The sequence below is a fragment of the Photobacterium kishitanii genome (assembly GCF_003026355.1).
Taxonomy (GTDB): Bacteria; Pseudomonadota; Gammaproteobacteria; order Enterobacterales; family Vibrionaceae; genus Photobacterium; species Photobacterium kishitanii.
Genome location: NZ_PYON01000001.1, coordinates 122,492 through 140,939, shown reverse-complemented (window position 1 = coordinate 140,939; position 18,448 = coordinate 122,492). Strand labels below are relative to the sequence as shown.

At 35.3% G+C, this 18,448-nt stretch carries 15 protein-coding genes and 2 pseudogenes; 11 read left to right on the top strand and 6 right to left on the bottom strand.

Translation table 11 applies throughout. The features are described from left to right. Positions 1-121: 121 nt before the first annotated feature. Both C0W29_RS00610 and C0W29_RS00605 read right to left on the bottom strand, forming a co-directional pair. A complete protein-coding gene (locus tag C0W29_RS00610; RefSeq protein WP_045067062.1) occupies positions 122-2,206 on the bottom strand; it encodes an ATP-binding protein in 2,085 nt (694 codons plus the stop codon). A gap of 5 nt (positions 2,207-2,211) precedes the next feature. Next, positions 2,212-3,375: an FIST signal transduction protein gene (locus C0W29_RS00605; RefSeq protein WP_036796368.1), complete on the bottom strand. Its 1,164-nt coding sequence runs from the start codon at positions 3,373-3,375 to the stop codon at positions 2,212-2,214. Between the two features lie 152 nt (positions 3,376-3,527). Between C0W29_RS00605 and C0W29_RS00600 the strand changes: the two genes are divergently transcribed. Then, entirely contained in the window at positions 3,528-4,265 is a 738-nt protein-coding gene (locus C0W29_RS00600) for an SDR family oxidoreductase (protein ID WP_045042015.1), read from the top strand. A 60-nt stretch (positions 4,266-4,325) separates the two neighbouring features. Here C0W29_RS00600 and C0W29_RS00595 read toward each other — a convergent pair whose 3' ends face one another. Further along, positions 4,326-4,769, bottom strand: coding sequence for a hypothetical protein (locus tag C0W29_RS00595; RefSeq protein ID WP_045042016.1), 444 nt, complete (start codon positions 4,767-4,769; stop codon positions 4,326-4,328). A 128-nt stretch (positions 4,770-4,897) separates the two neighbouring features. On the opposite strand from C0W29_RS00595, the gene C0W29_RS00590 reads away from it, so the two are divergent. The 5 genes and pseudogenes from C0W29_RS00590 to uspE all read left to right on the top strand — a co-directional run bounded on the left by C0W29_RS00590 (position 4,898) and on the right by uspE (position 10,279). Next, positions 4,898-7,315, top strand: a complete 2,418-nt coding sequence (locus C0W29_RS00590) for a heavy metal translocating P-type ATPase (protein ID WP_045067060.1) — start codon at positions 4,898-4,900, stop codon at positions 7,313-7,315. Then, a complete protein-coding gene (ccoS, locus tag C0W29_RS00585) occupies positions 7,316-7,534 on the top strand; it encodes a cbb3-type cytochrome oxidase assembly protein CcoS (RefSeq protein WP_045042017.1) in 219 nt (72 codons plus the stop codon). Further along, complete coding sequence (locus C0W29_RS00580) at positions 7,521-8,198, top strand: sulfite exporter TauE/SafE family protein (RefSeq protein ID WP_045042018.1); 678 nt, start codon at positions 7,521-7,523, stop codon at positions 8,196-8,198. The genes ccoS and C0W29_RS00580 overlap by 14 nt, the downstream gene beginning before the upstream one ends. A 74-nt stretch (positions 8,199-8,272) precedes the next feature. After that, positions 8,273-9,032, top strand: a pseudogene (locus tag C0W29_RS00575) (FNR family transcription factor). A 302-nt stretch (positions 9,033-9,334) separates the two neighbouring features. Next, complete coding sequence (uspE, locus tag C0W29_RS00570; protein ID WP_045044517.1) at positions 9,335-10,279, top strand: universal stress protein UspE; 945 nt, start codon at positions 9,335-9,337, stop codon at positions 10,277-10,279. Positions 10,280-10,327: 48 nt separating this feature from the next. On the opposite strand, the gene C0W29_RS00565 is transcribed toward uspE, so the two are convergent. Then, positions 10,328-10,636 carry a hypothetical protein gene (locus C0W29_RS00565; RefSeq protein ID WP_045044518.1) on the bottom strand — a complete coding sequence of 103 codons (309 nt, stop codon included), beginning with the start codon at positions 10,634-10,636 and terminating at the stop codon, positions 10,328-10,330. 149 nt (positions 10,637-10,785) lie between these two features. On the opposite strand from C0W29_RS00565, the gene C0W29_RS00560 reads away from it, so the two are divergent. Beyond that, complete coding sequence (locus C0W29_RS00560) at positions 10,786-12,501, top strand: trypsin-like serine protease (protein ID WP_045044519.1); 1,716 nt, start codon at positions 10,786-10,788, stop codon at positions 12,499-12,501. Between the two features lie 4 nt (positions 12,502-12,505). Then, a complete protein-coding gene (locus C0W29_RS00555) occupies positions 12,506-13,273 on the top strand; it encodes a hypothetical protein (RefSeq protein ID WP_052671565.1) in 768 nt (255 codons plus the stop codon). A gap of 50 nt (positions 13,274-13,323) precedes the next feature. Here C0W29_RS00555 and ttcA read toward each other — a convergent pair whose 3' ends face one another. Both ttcA and C0W29_RS00545 read right to left on the bottom strand, forming a co-directional pair. Then, positions 13,324-14,217, bottom strand: a complete 894-nt coding sequence (ttcA, locus tag C0W29_RS00550; protein WP_045042021.1) for a tRNA 2-thiocytidine(32) synthetase TtcA — start codon at positions 14,215-14,217, stop codon at positions 13,324-13,326. A 162-nt stretch (positions 14,218-14,379) separates the two neighbouring features. Further along, positions 14,380-15,558, bottom strand: a complete 1,179-nt coding sequence (locus tag C0W29_RS00545) for a D-alanyl-D-alanine carboxypeptidase family protein (protein ID WP_045044520.1) — start codon at positions 15,556-15,558, stop codon at positions 14,380-14,382. Positions 15,559-15,906: 348 nt separating this feature from the next. Here C0W29_RS00545 and C0W29_RS00540 point away from each other — a divergent pair, with 348 nt between their 5' ends. From C0W29_RS00540 to C0W29_RS00525, 3 genes and pseudogenes are all read left to right on the top strand, one after another. After that, a complete protein-coding gene (locus tag C0W29_RS00540; protein WP_045044521.1) occupies positions 15,907-17,388 on the top strand; it encodes a carboxypeptidase M32 in 1,482 nt (493 codons plus the stop codon). 120 nt (positions 17,389-17,508) lie between these two features. Continuing rightward, positions 17,509-17,619: pseudogene (locus C0W29_RS21965) on the top strand (flavin oxidoreductase); the annotation flags it as partial. Between the two features lie 448 nt (positions 17,620-18,067). Next, entirely contained in the window at positions 18,068-18,313 is a 246-nt protein-coding gene (locus C0W29_RS00525) for a hypothetical protein (RefSeq protein ID WP_045042024.1), read from the top strand. Positions 18,314-18,448: the final 135 nt, after the last annotated feature.

Here is an 18,448-nt window from a genome sequence, read left to right as displayed (position 1 = left end):
TTAGATCTTAATTACTTATGAACTAAAAACTGACTGTGTTTAACACAGTCAGTTTTTGATCGTACTTAGTTATTTGAATATTTAGAAAAATCCCAGCTGTCTTGATCATGTATAACTAATGTTATGTTACTTGTTTTAAAATCTGATATTTTACGAGCATTAGATCTAGCTCTTCTGGTTGAATTGGCTTAGCTAAAAAACCATTCATTCCTGTTTGCTGGTACAGAAATTGATCATTCTGCATAGCATTTGCAGTTAATGCGACGATTGGCGTATCAATATTGAGCTTTCTGATGTATTTAGTTGCTTCTAACCCATCTAAAACGGGCATTGATATATCCATTAGCACTAAATCAAATGATCTGTGACACTGTAACAGTTTTAATATTGCTTCTTGGCCATGATTAGTTATCGTAACCTGATGTCCTCGCCGTTCTAACATTAACCTAGCAACAAGCTGGTTTGTAAGACTATCTTCTACGAGCAATATATTAAGTGATTGTATTAATTTTATTTGTTTTTTTTCAGTTGGATTATCTATTTTAACTTCTGCAGGATGAATAGGAAATGTAACGGTAAAACAACTACCAACAGCTAACTCACTTTTAATTGTGATAGTTCCCTTCATTTTTTTTATCAATAACTGACTAATCGTTAATCCTAATCCTGTACCACCATACTTACGGGTAATGCTACCATCAGCTTGATGAAATGGATTAAAGAGATTTTCCAATGCATCATCAGCAATTCCAATACCTGTATCTAAAACAGAAACTTCAATATTATTATCTATCTTACGTGCAACTATTTTAACAGAGCCAATATTAGTAAATTTTATAGCATTACCAATAAGGTTAAACATGATTTGAATGATGCGATTTTTATCTGCAAAAATATATTCAGGAATGGATTTATCAATATCGCATTGTAATAGTATGTTTTTCTTATTGGCTTCTGGCTGAAGTTGATTTTTAACCAAGGTAATACTGTCTGAAAAATTAATATTACTATTGAATAATTCAAAGCTACCAGATTCAATTCTAGATAAGTCGAGGATATCATTGATAATAGTTAAGAGTAAATGTGCTGATTGCTCCATTTGTCCTAACCATTGTTGTTGCTCATTTTCTAGGCCTGAGGATGATAATAGATCCATTAAACCTAATACAGCATTTAATGGCGTTCTTATTTCATGGCTCATCATTGCTATAAATTGTGATTTAGCTTTATTTGCAGATTCTGCTTGCTGGCGAGCTTGCTGTAAATCACATAACCGTTTTTTTCTGACACTTATATTTTTTGCTGTACCACGATAACCAAGCAGCAATCCACGTTTATTATAGTAAGGAGTACCACTAAAACTGAGCCATTGTTTTTTTCCGTCTATGACTAATTGCCACTCAAGATCTTCAAATGACTGATTTTGCTGTAATTGTAATCGAAATTTTTGTTTAAAATCCTCATGGCCATCAAAGAATGCCATGATATTATCATTATCTATTAAATGGTTAGCAATATGAGACGCTGAAATATAGCTAAAGTTATAATCAGTGTCTATCTCCCAGAACCAATCACCAACAGTACGCGCAAAATCTTTAAAACGTTGTTGGCTATGAGTGAGTTCTTGTGTTCGTGCTGTAACTAACGATTGCAATCGCTCTCGATAATCAATATCAATAATTGCGCGTTCAAGTAATGGTCTAAATCTATTTAAAACACGTCGACAACTAGAAGTGAAATGTCCTTTTTCGGTGCTCATTAGAATAATCATAGCATCGCCAGAACTGATTTTTACCCCAGTAATCAAACTTGAATTACATATATCTAATAAATCAGAGCTTTTATTTTTAAATTCTTCAATGTCTTTGGGAGAATATAATGCAATACACTCCCCATTTATACAGCGATTAAATGTACTTCCGACTTGCCAATGGCTAAAATCAAGCGTTGTAACAGTACTCATTAAAACATGTAAATCTGAAGCCTCGTCGTCACGAGTTAGAACTATCGCATTATCAAAAGCAATAAACTTCCGTAAAACTTCTAATAAACTATTAAAAACTTGACGCTTATTATTTGCGCCAGCCATTGCAGAAACGCCTTCAAGAATTGCTGCATTCTCTATCCGTAATTGATTTTCTCTCTCTTGACTGCGCTGAAGATCTAATAATGTTTCTTGTAGTTTTTCTGAATCAAAACCAATCATAATTATTAGTCCCTATGAAAAACAACAGCTGAAATCATTAAATTACCATGTGCATTCTCACCAGTAACGAATTGCCCCTGCTCACCAAAAGTAAATGGGCAAACAAAAGGTTTGTCATGCATCGCAATCTTTACAAACAATGCGACCTCTTTCATACGTTTTTGAACTTTAAGCATGCAACCTGCGCAATATATTGTTAGGCCACCAATTGGGTCTAATTTAATTCCATTTGTTGCAGTAACAACTCGACCTGCTCGAGTTATTAATCGTTCATCTGTACCAGTCATGAAATATAAACGCTCACCCTCAATGATAGAGGCAAACATTTTTAAACCATTGGTTTTAGTTACCATTAAAGGATGTGCTAATTTGAAATAAGGTAAATCATGAATTTCTCCGACTAAGCGTCCGAGAGGATTTAAACTACTTTCATTAATAATACTACTGTTTGCGTCAAAACTTTGTTTTATCCATTTTTGATAAATATCCGCAGCTGGCTGATAATCTAATTCAATTAACTCTCGACCTTGCACTTTTGTGGCAATGGCTGAATATGAAGTTGCAGCATAACCTGAGTGAAAAGAAAAACTTACTTCACAATTTGGATAAAAAACAGCAATGCCTATACCCTGTTGTGTTTGTTGTTCTTGGTTAAATATCTGCCATTTACCTTGAACATGATCATCAGCCGCACTACCACCAATGATGGCAATGTTTTTACCAACAACATCTTCTATTCCTCTAATCACCTCTTCTTCATATCCTGGTGTCGCATGAAGTAAAATTAATGTTGGTGCTTCACCAAGGCGACCACTATTATTAATTGCTTTAAGTATTGCTTGGCGAGCAATATTAAAAATAGAGCTGTTAGATGAAACAATAGATGTCCCATAAGCACCAACAATATCATTAATAGCCCAAAGTGCGATACCTTGGCCATTAATATATCCTTCCTCCGTCATAAACCCCTGACATGATGAACATGCGAGAAACGGTGTATTTGGGTAGCGCTTCGTTAATATTAATTGTAAAACGTCGTAATCGTAATTTTCCGAAAAATACAACAAAAGTAATGATGGAGGTGCTATTTTCTCATCTAATTTATTAATCGCGTCAACGATCGCATCATGAGAATTATTTAGCACTGAAAAACTTGTTGCAATATCCATAGCCATATCTTTTTAATTTTTCCTTATAATAATCATTTTTCTTAATATGATCAGTAAACAAATCATTTTTAATTATTATTTTTTATCTTATTATTATGAATTAACCTATTATCACCTATCATAGTATACAGTTAATAGACTCAAGGAGCGTTATGTCATATTCAATTGTTCAAAATGTTATATTAGTTACTGGTGGTGCAAAAGGTATCGGTAAAGGTATTTGTCAGTATTTATCTAAAAAAAATAATATTGTAATTGCTGTCGATATAGATATTGATGCTGGCCATCAACTAGTTGCAGATAACCCGAAAATTAGATTTTGGCCTGCTGATGTGACTAATAAAAATGAAATGACAGCAATTATTAATGAAGTAACATTACAGTTTGGTCGACTCAATGGACTTATTAATAATGCAGCGATTGCTAATCCTTACAATACACCATTAGCGTCTTTACCATTGGATGAATGGCAACGTATTATTGATATTAACTTAACTGCTCCTTTAATGATCACTCAACAATGCTTACCATTATTAAAGATCTCACATGGTAATGTTATTAATATTGCATCAACGCGAGCACTTCAATCAGAAGCAAATACAGAGGCTTATAGTGCAACTAAAGGTGGTATTGTTTCATTAACTCATGCATTAGCGGTTAGTTTAGGACCGGAAATTAAAGTAAATTGTATATCGCCTGGGTGGATCAATTCATCTAACGAAATTTTAAATAGCGCAGACCATCAACAACATCTTGTTGGTCGTGTTGGTAATACAGACGATATTGCAGAAATGATTGAGTTTTTAGTCTGTTCTCAATCTGGTTTTATTACAGGGCAAAATTTTGTTATCGATGGCGGGATGACAAAAAAAATGATTTATACAGAGTAAACATTTACCATTAATATTTACTCTGTATTTGATATATAGTGAAAAATAGCACTACTTATCTTATTTAGTTACTGTAAATTTTGACGAATATATATTGTCATCAACCTTAATATCGATAACCCATGTCATATTGTCATGGGTGCATTGAGGGACTATAAACTCACCGCTCCAACCATCATTTTTTTGTTTAAATATAATTGGTAAGGTACCCATATTCATACTAACACCACTTACATTTGCACTAGGTTTTATATCAACAGTTTTAATATTCAATATAAGCGGTATATCAGCTTTCGGCGCTACAGGTAATAATGCGACTGTAACTGTTTTATTATTAATATTAAATAAACAATTTCCCGCATTTAAACTACAGACCTTCGCTTGAACTTTTGTTATAGGTTGTGCTTGATATGTTACTGTTCTCCAAACAAATGCAGTAATTAAAACGATCATTAAAACAATAATTTGAATTAATCTTCCCCTGGTTAATTTTTGTGCTGCCATTTCTTATGTATTCCTTTGTTATTACTATTTAGCTATTAAATGACTAAAAAAATTCATATCTGATATTAAGTGCTAACCTTATAAGGAGCCAATACTTTTCCTATATTAATACATAGGTATAACAAGGAATGACTTTAAACAGTATAACACCGCCGCCTATTCAACGTTGTTATCATTGTGATGAACCAATATCTCAAGAGTGTCAATTTCATCTTGAGATTTTAGGAGAGTCACGACACTTATGTTGTGCGGGATGTGAAGCAGTAGCGAGGCTTATTGTTGATAATAACTTAACTAATTACTATGAACATCGAACTCAAACTGCGCAAAAATCCAATATTATTCCTCCGAACCTACAAGCATTGCAACTTTATGATCATCAAGATATTCAAGATGACTTTGTAATTGAAAATGACCAACAGCATAAACAAATATCACTTTCTGTTGATGGCGTTTCTTGTGCCGCATGTGCGTGGCTAATTGAAAAACAATTGAAGAAACAAGCAGGTGTCATCACGATTGAAGTGAATATTACAACTCATCGCGCTTTATTAGTGTGGGATGCAGCAACTGTAAAATTAAGCGATTTACTGATTATTATTCATCAATTAGGCTACCAAGCCGCTCCCTTTGAAGTTGATTCTCAAGAACAAAATTATCAACAAACTATGCGTCATTATCTGTACAAGTTAGGGATTGCTGGTATTGCAACAATGCAAATTATGATGATAGCTATTGCACTTTATTTTGATGTTTTAGATAAGCATGATAATAGTTTTCAAAATTATTTACGTTGGATTAGTTTATTGATAGCGACCCCTGTCTTATTATATTCAGCTCTCCCTTTTTATCGTAATGCTTGGCGAAATATTAAGACGTTAAGTTTAGGTATGGATGTGCCTGTATCTATTGCTCTATTGTTTGCTTATAGCGCCAGCTTATATGCCACCATTACTGAACAAGGTGAAGTTTTTTTCGAATCAATTTCAATGTTTACTTTTTTCCTCTTGCTTGGTCGTTTTTTTGAAATGCGAGCTCGGCGTCATGCTGCAGCTATAAGTGCTAATTTATTAAAACTTATTCCGACAATGGCTACGCTTATTTCAGGCAAGAAAGTTGCAGCTAAAACACTTAAAAAAAGTGACGTTGTCACAATTCTCCCTGGTGAGTGTTTACCGGCTGATGGAATCATTGTTAAAGGCAGAACAACTATTAATGAGTCAATGCTAACGGGAGAATCTGTTGCGGTTCAACGAACTGAAAACGATACTGTATTTGCTGGTACAATTAATGTCGATGGCAATATTTCTGTTAGGGTCATGCATGATCGTAAAGACTCATTAATTTCCAATATTGTCCGTTTACAAGATCATGCATTATATTCAAAACCCCAAATAGCTTTAATTGCTGATACTGTTGCACGCTATTTTGTTGCAGCAATTTTAGTCATTGCGCTTTCAACATGGCTTTATTGGTATATCTATCGCCCACAAGATGCATTATGGATAACATTAGCTGTATTAGTTGCTACCTGCCCTTGTGCATTATCGCTTGCTACACCAACAGCAATAACTTGTTCAACATCGTCATTAGGACGACTAGGATTATTGGTTCGTCGCGGCCACGTATTGGAAACATTGTGCAAAGTAAATCATGTTATATTAGATAAAACAGGTACCTTAACCGAAGGTAATGTTCAACTCGTTACAACCAAAGTATTTGGTCAGCATTCCACTGCAGATATTCTAATGTACGCAGCAGAGTTAGAACGCTATGCAAATCACCCGATCGCAAAAATGTTTATACCTTATCAAGCAAAAACAGCACTATTTGATAAAGTTGAAAATGTAATTGGTCATGGTTTAAGTGGTACTATAAATCAACAACAATGGCGAATTGGTAAGTACGAATTTGTCAGTCACAACCAATCTACGCATCCTCCTGCTACTAACAATCAACACCTTAATGACTACTCGATATGGTTATCATGCAATAAACGTATTATTGCTGCTTTTAAAATTGAAGATCCAATACGTAAAGATAGCAAACAATTAGTTAATGCTTTAAAACAACAAGGAATGAAAGTCACAATGTTAACAGGCGATTGCTCTGTTAATGCTCAACGAGTAGCGCAACAATTAGATATTGACCATTTACAAGCGAATATGACCCCAATAAGCAAGTTGAATTACTTGCAAAAAATACCATCGACTGATATTTCATTAATGATTGGTGATGGTGTTAATGATGCACCCGTTTTGGCCGGGGCTCACCTTTCTATTGCGTTAAGTGGTGGTACCGATATTGCTAAGTCATCGGCAGATATAGTGTTATTAGGTGATCGATTATTACCTATCATTGCCGCACGACAATTGGCATTACGGACACGTAATATTATTCATGAAAATCTGGTGTGGGCATTAGGCTATAATTTAATTATTCTACCATTAGCTATAATTGGTCTTGTTGCTCCCTATATTGCAGTTATAGGTATGTCTACAAGTTCTATTATTGTTGTATCAAATTCTTTAAGGTTATTAAAATAAATGTCAATTCTTTACATGTTAATACCTATTGCACTTATTTTTGTTTGCCTCGCAATTTCTGTCTTTTTATGGGCAGTAAAGACTAATCAATTTGATGATTTAGAGCGTCGAGGTTATGATATTTTGTTTGATGATGATTTAGAAAAGCCCCAAAATTCGTCTCAAACTTCATCAAAAAAGGCAGTGTTATCATCAAACTCTAGTCATGATCGAACTTAATTTTCTGACGGCATTAATCATAGGTTTAACCGGTGCAGGCCATTGTATTAGCATGTGTGGTGGTATCGCGGCAGCAGTAACAATGGGGATGCCAGATAAACCGCAACACCATTGGATATATTTATTATGCTATAACTTAGGTCGAATAAGTGCCTATATGATAGCTGGATTAATTGTTAGCCAAGCCGTCGCTCAAGCTGCAACTCTCAGCAACTCAAGTAGCACATTGATTTTGTTGCGTATTTTAGCTTCTATCATGATGATTATATTAGGGCTATATATCGGTAAATGGTGGTCTGGTCTTACTTATATTGAGCGTATTGGTCACCGTATATGGCGTTATATTGTACCTATAACTAAGTATTTTTTACCATTAACATCACCTTTTAAAGCCATTCCTTTTGGCTTTCTCTGGGGATGGTTACCTTGTGGTTTAGTTTATTCAACATTAACATGGGCTGCAGTCTCTGGAAGTGCAATCAATGGTATGACTATCATGTTAGCTTTTGGTCTAGGTACTTTACCGGCTATGTTCGCTATAGGAACCGTCGCAGATAAACTAAAATTTTTACTCCAAAATAGTTACTTTAAACGTGGTAATGCGTTATTTATTATCATTTATGGTATGCATACTGGTTACATTGCAATCAATCAAATATGGTAAGGTTTTTAATACTCGTAATATTGCTTCATAATATGTTAAAATATTGACCTACATCAAATTGGTTAGATAGGCATATGATTTCAGAAAAATTCACCACAAAACGCATTCAATCCGGTGGGTGTGCTATTCACTGTCAAGATTGCAGCATTAGCCAACTGTGTATTCCATTCACTTTGAATGAATCAGAGTTAGATCAGCTGGATCAAATAATTGAACGTAAAAAGCCGATTCAGAAAGGTCAAGAACTCTTTAAAGCTGGCGATGAGCTTAAATCTTTGTATGCTATTCGTTCAGGTACAATAAAAAGCTATACTATTACAGAGCAAGGTGATGAGCAGATCACTGCATTCCACTTAGCCGGTGATTTAGTTGGTTTTGATGCGATCAATGAAATGCAACATCCTAGCTTTGCACAATCATTAGAAACATCAATGGTATGTGAAATACCATTTGAAATTCTTGATGATTTATCAGGTAAAATGCCAAAACTTCGCCAACAGATCATGCGTTTGATGAGTAGTGAAATCAAAGGCGATCAAGAAATGATTTTACTATTGTCTAAGAAAAATGCAGAAGAGCGTTTAGCTGCGTTCCTTTACAATTTATCATTACGTTTTTCTCAACGTGGTTTCTCTCCTCGCGAGTTCCGTTTAACCATGACACGTGGTGACATTGGTAACTATTTAGGCTTAACTGTTGAAACTATATATAAGTCGCTTATTGGGTCGTTTTCAAAAAACTGAAATGTTAAGTGTAAAAGGTAAATACATTACGATCCTAGATCATGATGAGTTAGCAAAACTTGCTGGTGTCAGCAAGAGTAATAATTTGTAGTAGCAAAATACCCTATCTAATCAATTTATAAACAGGCATTATTTAGTGCCTGTTTTTATATCTATCACCTTTCTTAATTAACAATCTATCTGTATTGTGAATGTATATAATTGTTCCTTTGTCCCATTTTTGCATTTTCTTGCTCAAACTACTCCCCATATTGGTTACTTTAGAGTACAGTAAATATTATGTTAATTTTTTAATCACTTGATTTAAAAGTGTATCAGACAAATGCAACGGTAAAGGTGTTCTCTTTGTTTTTATTCATTCAAAAAGAGATTCTGCCGTAGGGAGACATTATTATGCAAAAATATAAAAACATACTTGTTGTTGCGGATCCTGAACGAGAACAACAGCCTGCAATATCTCGTGCTATTCATTTAGCTAAGACTTGTGATGATGTGAAAATTATTATATTCCTCGCTATTTATGACTTTTCGTATGAAATGACATCAATGCTTTCTTCAGACGAACGTGATGCAATGCGTCGTGGTGTCGTTATGCAACGTGAAGAATGGCTCAAAGAAATCATAGAACCTCATACAGATAAAGATATTAACATCGAAATAAAAGTCGTATGGCATAATCGCCCTTACGAATCTATTATAGCTGATGTATTTAGCCAAGATATTGATTTACTAATAAAAGCCACCTATGAGCATGATAAATTAGGTTCGGTTATTTTTACGCCAACTGATTGGCATTTATTACGTAAATGCCCTATCCCTGTCTTATTAGTAAAAGGGGAAAACTGGCCATCTAATGGTAATGTTCTTGCGTGTGTGAATTTATCGGCTGAAGATGAAACCCATGAAGATCTTAACGATAAAATTGTAAAAGAAGCCATTGCCTTCTCATCAATCACTCATGCACATGTTAATTTAGTTAATGCCTACCCTGCAACACCAGTAAATATTACCATTGAATTACCTGAGTTTGATCCGGCATCATACACCGACGCTGTTCGTGGACATCACTTGATGACAATGAAAGCTTTACGTCAAAAGTACACAATTGACGAAGAGCAAACGCATGTTGTAGAAGGTTTAGCTGAAGATGTTATTCCAAAAGTTGCTGATGAAATTAATGCAGAACTTGTGATTCTTGGTACCACTGGTCGTACCGGGTTGTCAGCTGTATTTATTGGTAATACTGCAGAGAATATTATAGATAGTTTAAATTGTGATTTACTGGCCTTAAAACCTGATGGTTATATTAGCCCGTTAGCGCCAAATTCAATTGATTAGTAAGTCATATTATTATTTTGAATAAACGCCTCAATTGAGGCGTTTTTATTATTTAGGCTTTGCTGCTTTTTCATTCATTAACCACTTAGTAAACTTAGTTAAATACCATTCATTTTCTAATTCTGAACAATAAGCATGACTTAGTTTTCTATGCTGCCATTCTGCCGCCAAAGATACACGAGTCTGATTTGTTGAACGTTCACCAAGATAAGTGGCACAAAGTTGACTATTAGACATATGCCGAGCATAGCTGTTAACACTACTATCTTGAAATCCCAGTTGTTGTGCTTGATGTGAGCTACAACCCATAATTATTACGCTAAGACTTGTCAGTATAATTAACTGTGATTTGATCATTCTCAATCCTAAGACATATGTTTTTTTAATAATATCAATAAATAAAAATGATCGATATGGATTCTTACGATTACTAAAAATCAATAAACAATTATATAAAGAATATTGCACTACACTGTAGCTATTAGTTAGTAATTAAGTAGTTCATTATGTGTAAGATTCATAAAATAGTAGTGCTATTTATATGTTTACTCTCTTTTAATGGATATTCTATTGGTATTAATGACAGCAAATATATTGAGCTAGGTGGCAGTTTAGATCCTGTATTAGTGAACAACGTTAGCACTAAATTGCACTTACAAGCAAATCAACAAAAATATAATTACGTTGGATTGGTTATTGGGCGAGGTTATTGTTCTGGGACTTGGCTTGGCAGTGATCAACAATATAGTTATATTTTAACAGCTGCGCATTGCTTATATGGTTACCACAAAGACCAGCATCAAGGTCAATATGTTAGCTTCAAATTATATGATGGCACCATAATTAGCTCAGGAATATCAACAAACTACTTCAATAAATATACAGGGTGTAGTTCTGATATTGCTGTAGCAAAAATCCCTAAAATTACAGATCCGTTAGATAAAAATGGTAATGTGATTAAGCAGCCATATATAGATAATCATTTCAATTCTGACCTTTTGCTGGATGCTATAAATTTAACAGGCTTTGGTATTTTTGGATCGCGTTCTTTAGGTCAATTAGGTTGGCTTGGTAAACGTAGTGGTACCGGTCAATTACGGTTTTCATATCAAGATTGCCTAATTAACCATGCAATTGAAAACACACCATCATGGGCATTTGCTTCACCTGGTGATAGCGGCTCTGCCATTTGGCAACAGCGTAAAGGCAGCGATGTTGCTGTTGGTATTTCATCATGGTGGTTTGGATGGCAATACGGTTATTCAGGCCATGCCCCCATTGCTTTAAATAGTTCGTGGTTACAAAGTATTGTTCCGATGTTAAAAACAGTTGACGATATCCCCACTGATACAAAAGAACCTATCTTTCTATTAACAGAGAAAACCATCTTAGAAACGGATCCGTTAGAGAAAAATGTAAGAGGATCCATTTACTATTTAAAAAATAACAATGTGATTAATGGCCCTACTCGTTATATATGGCGTTATCCTAATGCTACTACATTATTTTCAACTAAACTTATTCACCAACAAACAAATATTGCTTATCTTGTGTGGTTACAAGGACAACGTAAAACACATTGTGGATGGGGTAAAATTAATAATAGTGCTTGGTGTTATCCAGCTGCAAACCTTGGTCAATTAAAATTACACTTTGATCAAAAAGATAACCCTAATTTACCTATAGGTCGCTATAGTGGCGAATTTACTTTTAGTGCTAAAAGTCTTTATAACCGTAATTATAATGATACTGTCACTATAAATGCTGATATCACTATTAATGAAGCCCTACCAATTGATGGCACAATAACAGCAGAATCACCTTTTATAAGTGAACGATTCGAGCGTACGATACATGGCACAGTCTATTATCAGTCACCTAATAAAATAGGGACAAATAGACCACAATGGAGTCGGCGTACTGGTCTGTATAGCAAAATCAATGTTGATGTAAAAAATAACCAAACAGGAGCGGTAAAAAGCATTATTTTACGAGGTGAACGTTATCTCGGCTGTGGTTGGTCGATGATGAATAACGCAGCTTATTGCCGTAAGACTGGGCCTATTTATGGTGAGCTTAGAATAAGTTTTATTGCTGACGATAACCCAAAATTAGACATAGGAGAATATAAAGGTAGTTTTCCTATCACGGTTCGAGGGTTACATTATCGTCGCTTTAAACACGACCTCCGCCTTAACGTACATTTAAATATTACTGAGTAATAAAATGAATAAGCGTTATATCTCTCTTCTCTCTATGATGGTTGTTGGTATGTATGTTTATTATGCTTACTATGCGCCTCCTTCCTCATCAATAGATATTAAGGTTAGACATAGCTCTCCTACTGTTAAGGCTAATGACCATAGCAATGGGGTTTTACCTATACCTGACAATTTTGATGAGCTTATTGCAAAGAGAGATAATGACACACTAGTTATACCTTTATCTGATAACAATCTCTTAGTAAGTAATCCATTCCATGATGATAATGAATCACCCTCATTGATGGAAAGCAGTCAATCATTAGCAATCGACAGTAATATTAATTTATTAACTGGTAGTGACTTATGGATTTATCTGCCGAACTTAAAAGAGCAAATTGAATTAGAGCAGCAAATATTTTTACCTAGTGATTCCACCATAATACAAGTCGATACAACATTGCTTAAACAGTTAGCTATCGGTGATAGCCTAATACTCTCATTGCCAGATAAGGGTAAACAACAAATTATAATTGCATCGATTCAAAGGAAAAAGAACGATATTGTGGTATGGGAATTACAAAATACTCAGCGTCAAGATATAGGCAAAATAACGCAAATTAAAGCAATTACGGAAGGAAGTTTTATTACTGATGATAAACAAGAATATCATTTAAGAACAATAAAAAATAAAGGCTGGATAGCAAGTAAAGATCAGTTAATTGATAATAATAATCAAGCAATTAATAAAAACAGACAACAATTTTCTGAGAAATTCTTAAACATAAAATAGTAAAACGACACCGACTCATTAGTAAGGTGTCGTTTTATTAACAACCGTCGTTAAACGTTAGTTACATCAATGAACATATTTTCATCAATATTAGTCGATGATACAGTTGCTTCGGTGAAAGCATATTCAGCCCTATCACCTTCACGATCCAATGGTAAATTAACAAAATCAAACAAGTTCTTATCTGCCAACTGACTTGGGCTAATATTTTGAATTGATTTGAAAATAGCATCAACACGACCCGGTGTCTTTTTATCCCAATCAATCAACATTGCTTTAATACTTTGACGCTGTAGATTCTCTTGTGAACCACAAAGGTTACAAGGAATAATTGGGAACTGCTTATATTCTGCGTATTTGATCAGATCTTTTTCACGGCAGTATGTTAACGGACGAATTACTACGTTACGGCCATCATCTGAACGCAATTTAGGTGGCATTGCTTTTAAGCGTGAGCCATGGAACATATTTAAGAATAATGTTTCAACGATATCGTCTAAATGGTGTCCTAATGCAATTTTAGTCGCACCAATTTTCTCAGCAAATGAATACAACGTACCACGGCGTAAACGTGAACATAAGCCACAGGTTGTCTTGCCTTCTTCAACTTTTTCTTTAACAACAGAATAAGTATCTTTATCGACAATGTAGTAAGGAATATTTAAGCTTTGAAAATACTCTGGCAAAATATGCTCAGGAAATCCAGGTTGCTTTTGATCAAGGTTAACCGCGACAACGTCAAAATTAATAGGCGCCGCTTTCTGTAAATTAAGCAGAATATCCAGCATCGCAAATGAATCTTTGCCACCACTAATACATGCCATAACAACATCACCTTCTTCGATCATGTTGTAATCAATAATGGCGTTACCCATATTGCGGCGAAGACGTTTTTGAAGTTTGTTATATTCAAGTGTTTCTTTACGGTTATCTGTCTGATTCATTACTACTTCTCGAACTACCGACAACATCGATAGTAGAATTGCGGGATAAGAATTTATAGGGCGTGAATTATACGTATTTTATTGTTGACTGGAAATAGCTATGCGCAATAAAAAAGCCCAGCGCACAATGGCTGGGCTTTTTTACGTTAAATGAAATCGTAATTACTTAAAAAAGCTCATCACAAATTTATGTACTTGATCAATGATACGGCTAAAGAAACTACCTTCATCAACAGGCTCTAGGGCAACAAGTGGTTGTTTGCCTACTTCTTTATCATTTACCGAGTAAATAATTTCACCAACTTGCTGACCTTTAGCAATAGGTGCTTCAAGTTCACTATTCAATTCAACACTAGCTGTCAGTTTCTTAGTGTCATTACGTGACAGGGTCACATAACTTGTTTCATCGACGCCTAATTTAACCTGATCTTTATCACCAAACCATACGCGTTCAGTTATGATTTCATCGCCCGCTTTGTGTGGCGTTACTGTTTCAAAAAAGCGGAAACCATAGTTTAATAATTGTTTACTCTCAATTTCACGTGTTTTGGTACTTTTTGTACCCATAACAACAGCAATCAAGCGCATGTCACCTTCAGTCGCTGAACTGGTTAGGCTATAACCTGCTCCGCTGGTGTAACCTGTCTTCATACCGTCAACATTCATGCTTGGATCATTTAACAAGCCATTACGATTACGTTGGGTAATGTTATTATAAGTAAATGATTTTTCACTGTACAACGGGTAAATTGTAGGTAAATCACGGATAAGAGCTTGACCAAGTAGCGCTATATCATAAGGCGTTGTATATAAGTCTCCATGATCTAAACCATGCGGGTTAGCAAAATGAGAATTATTCATACCTAGCTTTTTCGCCCATGAGTTCATTAAACTCACGAAAGATTGCTCAGAGCCAGCAACATGTTCTGCTATTGCGACACTCGCATCGTTACCTGACTGAACAATCAAGCCACGGAATAGATCCATTAGAGGTACTTCACTACCTACTTCAATGAACATTTTTGAAGAATCAGGGAAATTTTTAGCCCAAGCATTACGGCTAATAACAACACGATCTTTATCGCTGATGTTACCCTGCTTCATTTCTTGACCAGCGACATAACTTGTCATTAATTTCGTCAAGCTAGCTGGATTTAGTCTAACGTTAGCATCTTTTTCTACGAGAACCTTACCTGTATTGTAATCCATCAATACATAGCCTTTAGCACTTAACGTTGGTGCATCAGGCACTACCGTCGGCATAGCTGCAGACGCTGAAAATGATAAAGAGTAAAGCGCTGTAGCACCAACCAGAGAGAAAAACCGAGTCGTCTTTTCCATGTGAGGCAAAATTCCTTTAAAAAACGATAATATCAATCTACATAGCTATTGAGGACTTGCAGATAATAACCTAATAGGTATTTATATGATTGCCAGTATAGCGAAAAAATATAATAAAACAGGACTTCGTAACATTGTCTTACTAATTGCTATTACTAATTACATTTATAACGTTAATAGCGCTAAATATAAATCATTAATAGCAATTAATTACTGCTTATTTTCATTTTAAATTAATAATTACTGCTATGTTCGCATTTTTATTACTCGACACATAGAGTATTTCTATTAAATAGTGAAAAGTTGGGTTAAATTTATTTTATTGCTGTTTATCAATTAGGAACAAGTATGAACTATTACAATAAATTAGAACGTCATGCTAAAAAACTTTCTCGCCTTGGGCATCTCAATGCTATTTGCGGTTGGGATCAGGCTGCAATCATGCCTAATGGTGGTGCACAAGCGCGCTCAGAAGCAATGGCTGAACTTGCCGTTATTTCTCATGAACTAGCAACTGCCGATTACCTAGAAGATTGGTTTACAAAAGCAGAGACAGAAGATCTCACACCAGAGCAACGTATTAGTCTTTTAGCTCTTAAACGTCAATGGACGATGCAAAATATTTTACCCGCAGATCTTGTAGAGCAACAATCACTTACAGGTTCTCAATGTGAACATGCTTGGCGTTCACAACGTAAAGAGAATGATTGGGAAGGTTTTAAAGCTAATTTGAAACCTGTTGTTGAATTAGCCCGTAAAGAAGCATCTATTCGTGCACAAGCGACGGGATTAAGTCGCTATGATGCATTATTAGATATTTATGAGCCAGGTATGACATCTGCTGTATTAGACGGTATTTTTGCAGATGTAAAATCATGGCTACCTCAATTAATCCAACAAGTAGAAGCTAAACAGACGAGTGACGCCGTATTACCACTATCAGCTCCGTTTTCTATCGAACAACAACAAGCGCTAAGCCTTGAAGCGATGAAATTACTCGGCTTTGATTTTGAACATGGTCGATTAGATATCAGTACTCATCCATTTTGTGGTGGCGTACCAACGGATGTACGTATTACTACCCGCTATGATGAAAGTGATTTCACGTCTGCACTCATGGGCGTTATCCATGAAACAGGTCATGCGCGTTATGAACAAGGTTTACCTAAACAATGGCGTGATCTACCTGTTGGTGAGGCACGCTCAATGGGGATACACGAATCACAAAGTTTATTTTGTGAAATGCAATTATCGCGTAGTTCGTCATTTAGTCGTTTATTAGCGCCTATGATTCAACAGGCTTTTAATTCAAAAGATAGTTCATTATCTGTTGAGAACCTGTACCTAATGAATACGCGAGTTAAACCGGGTTTTATTCGTGTTGATGCGGATGAAGTCACCTACCCTGCGCATGTTATTTTACGTTATGAAATAGAACGTGATTTGATTGAGGGTAATATTGAGGTTGATGATATTCCGATTATTTGGGATCAAAAAATGACTCAATATCTTGGCCTATCGACATTGGGTAATTTTAAAGATGGTTGCATGCAAGATATTCACTGGACCGACGGTAGCTTTGGCTATTTCCCTAGCTATACTTTAGGTGCAATGTATGCTGCGCAGTTTATGGCTGCGATGAAGAAAGTAGTCGATGTTGAAGCTGCAATCACATCAGGAGATTTATCACCTATTTTCGCATGGCTTGAAACGAATATCTGGTCAAAAGGATGTACGCTTTCAACGGATGAATTAGTTAAACAAGCGACGGGTGATACATTAAATCCTCGTTTCTTTAAAGAACATTTAATGGAACGTTATAACCAGTAAGTTTCGATATTAGCCATAGTGTTTTTACAACAGCCAGACATAACTCACTATGGCTTTATTATTCATATTTTAAAGTGATCCTCACTCAGTCATTAGGCGTCATAATTTAGTGAAACGCGTCTCGCACCTTTTTATGACAATCATTTTAATGCGCTATTTGTATTAGAGAGCCCAATAAAAATAGGCTTAAGGTTAGCAGAGATTATACCGATCCCATCGAATGGTACGCAAAAGTCACCAAAACTCATACTTTCTTTGAACGTAAAACCAAATTATTTTTGTAAATGCCTTATCGCGGTGCCTTTTGATGCTGTCTTATGCATTAAATCAAGCCAAATCTTTGCACTAACAACAACTTGGTGAGTATCACCAGTTATTATAATATTTACGAATTTCGTTAAGAGCTCGTTCGCTGGTGGCTTCAGTATAAGCTGAGTTTTACCGCACAACACAATGTCACAATCAGGCACTTGCTGAACATATTTTAAAATGGTGTGGATTTCATCAGTAGGCATAGTGGAACTGTAAATCTGCGACAAGACAGTTCCAGAAAGTATATATCACACTACGCATTAATAATTGGTTACATACACGATAAATATTATACTTAGATCACGGTTTAGTGTTCTGATTTTCTATATTGTTCTGAAATAACTAACTATAAAACAAAGGATAAATTATGGCTTACCAAGCTAAAGATCTTAACTACCGTGGTGAGAACTGTGGTGTACATAATTGGATCACAGATGGCGGTCAATCTTTTTACTGGCATCCAGACTGGCTTCATATCGCTGAAGAAGAAACAGGCTTATACGGCAAGCAGAAAATTGACGTTGAGCAAGGTGGTGAAGTGACAAAAGGACACGCCGTTCATACTATTTTGAAAAAGCTAAACGAAATGCTTAAAGGTACAGATCACGAGTAAGCAATTCGTTTTTAAGTATCCAAACTAAGGTGCAGCTATTTATTCCGTACCTTAGTTTGAATAATGTTTTAATCTTTTTTCTTATACACCACTATTTCAATCGACGCTCCCAACGATTTTGCCGCTCAAGCATCA

Excerpts from the sequence above, each read along its gene's own strand:
- C0W29_RS00595 (WP_045042016.1), bottom strand. The coding sequence starts at position 4,769 with ATGGCAGCACAAAAATTAACCAGGGGAAGATTAATTCAAATTATTGTT.
- C0W29_RS00560 (WP_045044519.1), top strand. The coding sequence starts at position 10,786 with ATGTGTAAGATTCATAAAATAGTAGTGCTATTTATATGTTTACTCTCT.
- uspE (WP_045044517.1), top strand. The coding sequence starts at position 9,335 with ATGCAAAAATATAAAAACATACTTGTTGTTGCGGATCCTGAACGAGAA.
- C0W29_RS00605 (WP_036796368.1), bottom strand. The coding sequence starts at position 3,375 with ATGGATATTGCAACAAGTTTTTCAGTGCTAAATAATTCTCATGATGCG.
- C0W29_RS00610 (WP_045067062.1), bottom strand. The coding sequence starts at position 2,206 with ATGATTGGTTTTGATTCAGAAAAACTACAAGAAACATTATTAGATCTT.
- C0W29_RS00580 (WP_045042018.1), top strand. The coding sequence starts at position 7,521 with ATGATCGAACTTAATTTTCTGACGGCATTAATCATAGGTTTAACCGGT.
- C0W29_RS00525 (WP_045042024.1), top strand. The coding sequence starts at position 18,068 with ATGGCTTACCAAGCTAAAGATCTTAACTACCGTGGTGAGAACTGTGGT.
- C0W29_RS00555 (WP_052671565.1), top strand. The coding sequence starts at position 12,506 with ATGAATAAGCGTTATATCTCTCTTCTCTCTATGATGGTTGTTGGTATG.
- C0W29_RS00590 (WP_045067060.1), top strand. The coding sequence starts at position 4,898 with ATGACTTTAAACAGTATAACACCGCCGCCTATTCAACGTTGTTATCAT.
- C0W29_RS00540 (WP_045044521.1), top strand. The coding sequence starts at position 15,907 with ATGAACTATTACAATAAATTAGAACGTCATGCTAAAAAACTTTCTCGC.
- C0W29_RS00565 (WP_045044518.1), bottom strand. The coding sequence starts at position 10,636 with ATGATCAAATCACAGTTAATTATACTGACAAGTCTTAGCGTAATAATT.
- ttcA (WP_045042021.1), bottom strand. The coding sequence starts at position 14,217 with ATGAATCAGACAGATAACCGTAAAGAAACACTTGAATATAACAAACTT.
- C0W29_RS00600 (WP_045042015.1), top strand. The coding sequence starts at position 3,528 with ATGTCATATTCAATTGTTCAAAATGTTATATTAGTTACTGGTGGTGCA.
- ccoS (WP_045042017.1), top strand. The coding sequence starts at position 7,316 with ATGTCAATTCTTTACATGTTAATACCTATTGCACTTATTTTTGTTTGC.
- C0W29_RS00545 (WP_045044520.1), bottom strand. The coding sequence starts at position 15,558 with ATGGAAAAGACGACTCGGTTTTTCTCTCTGGTTGGTGCTACAGCGCTT.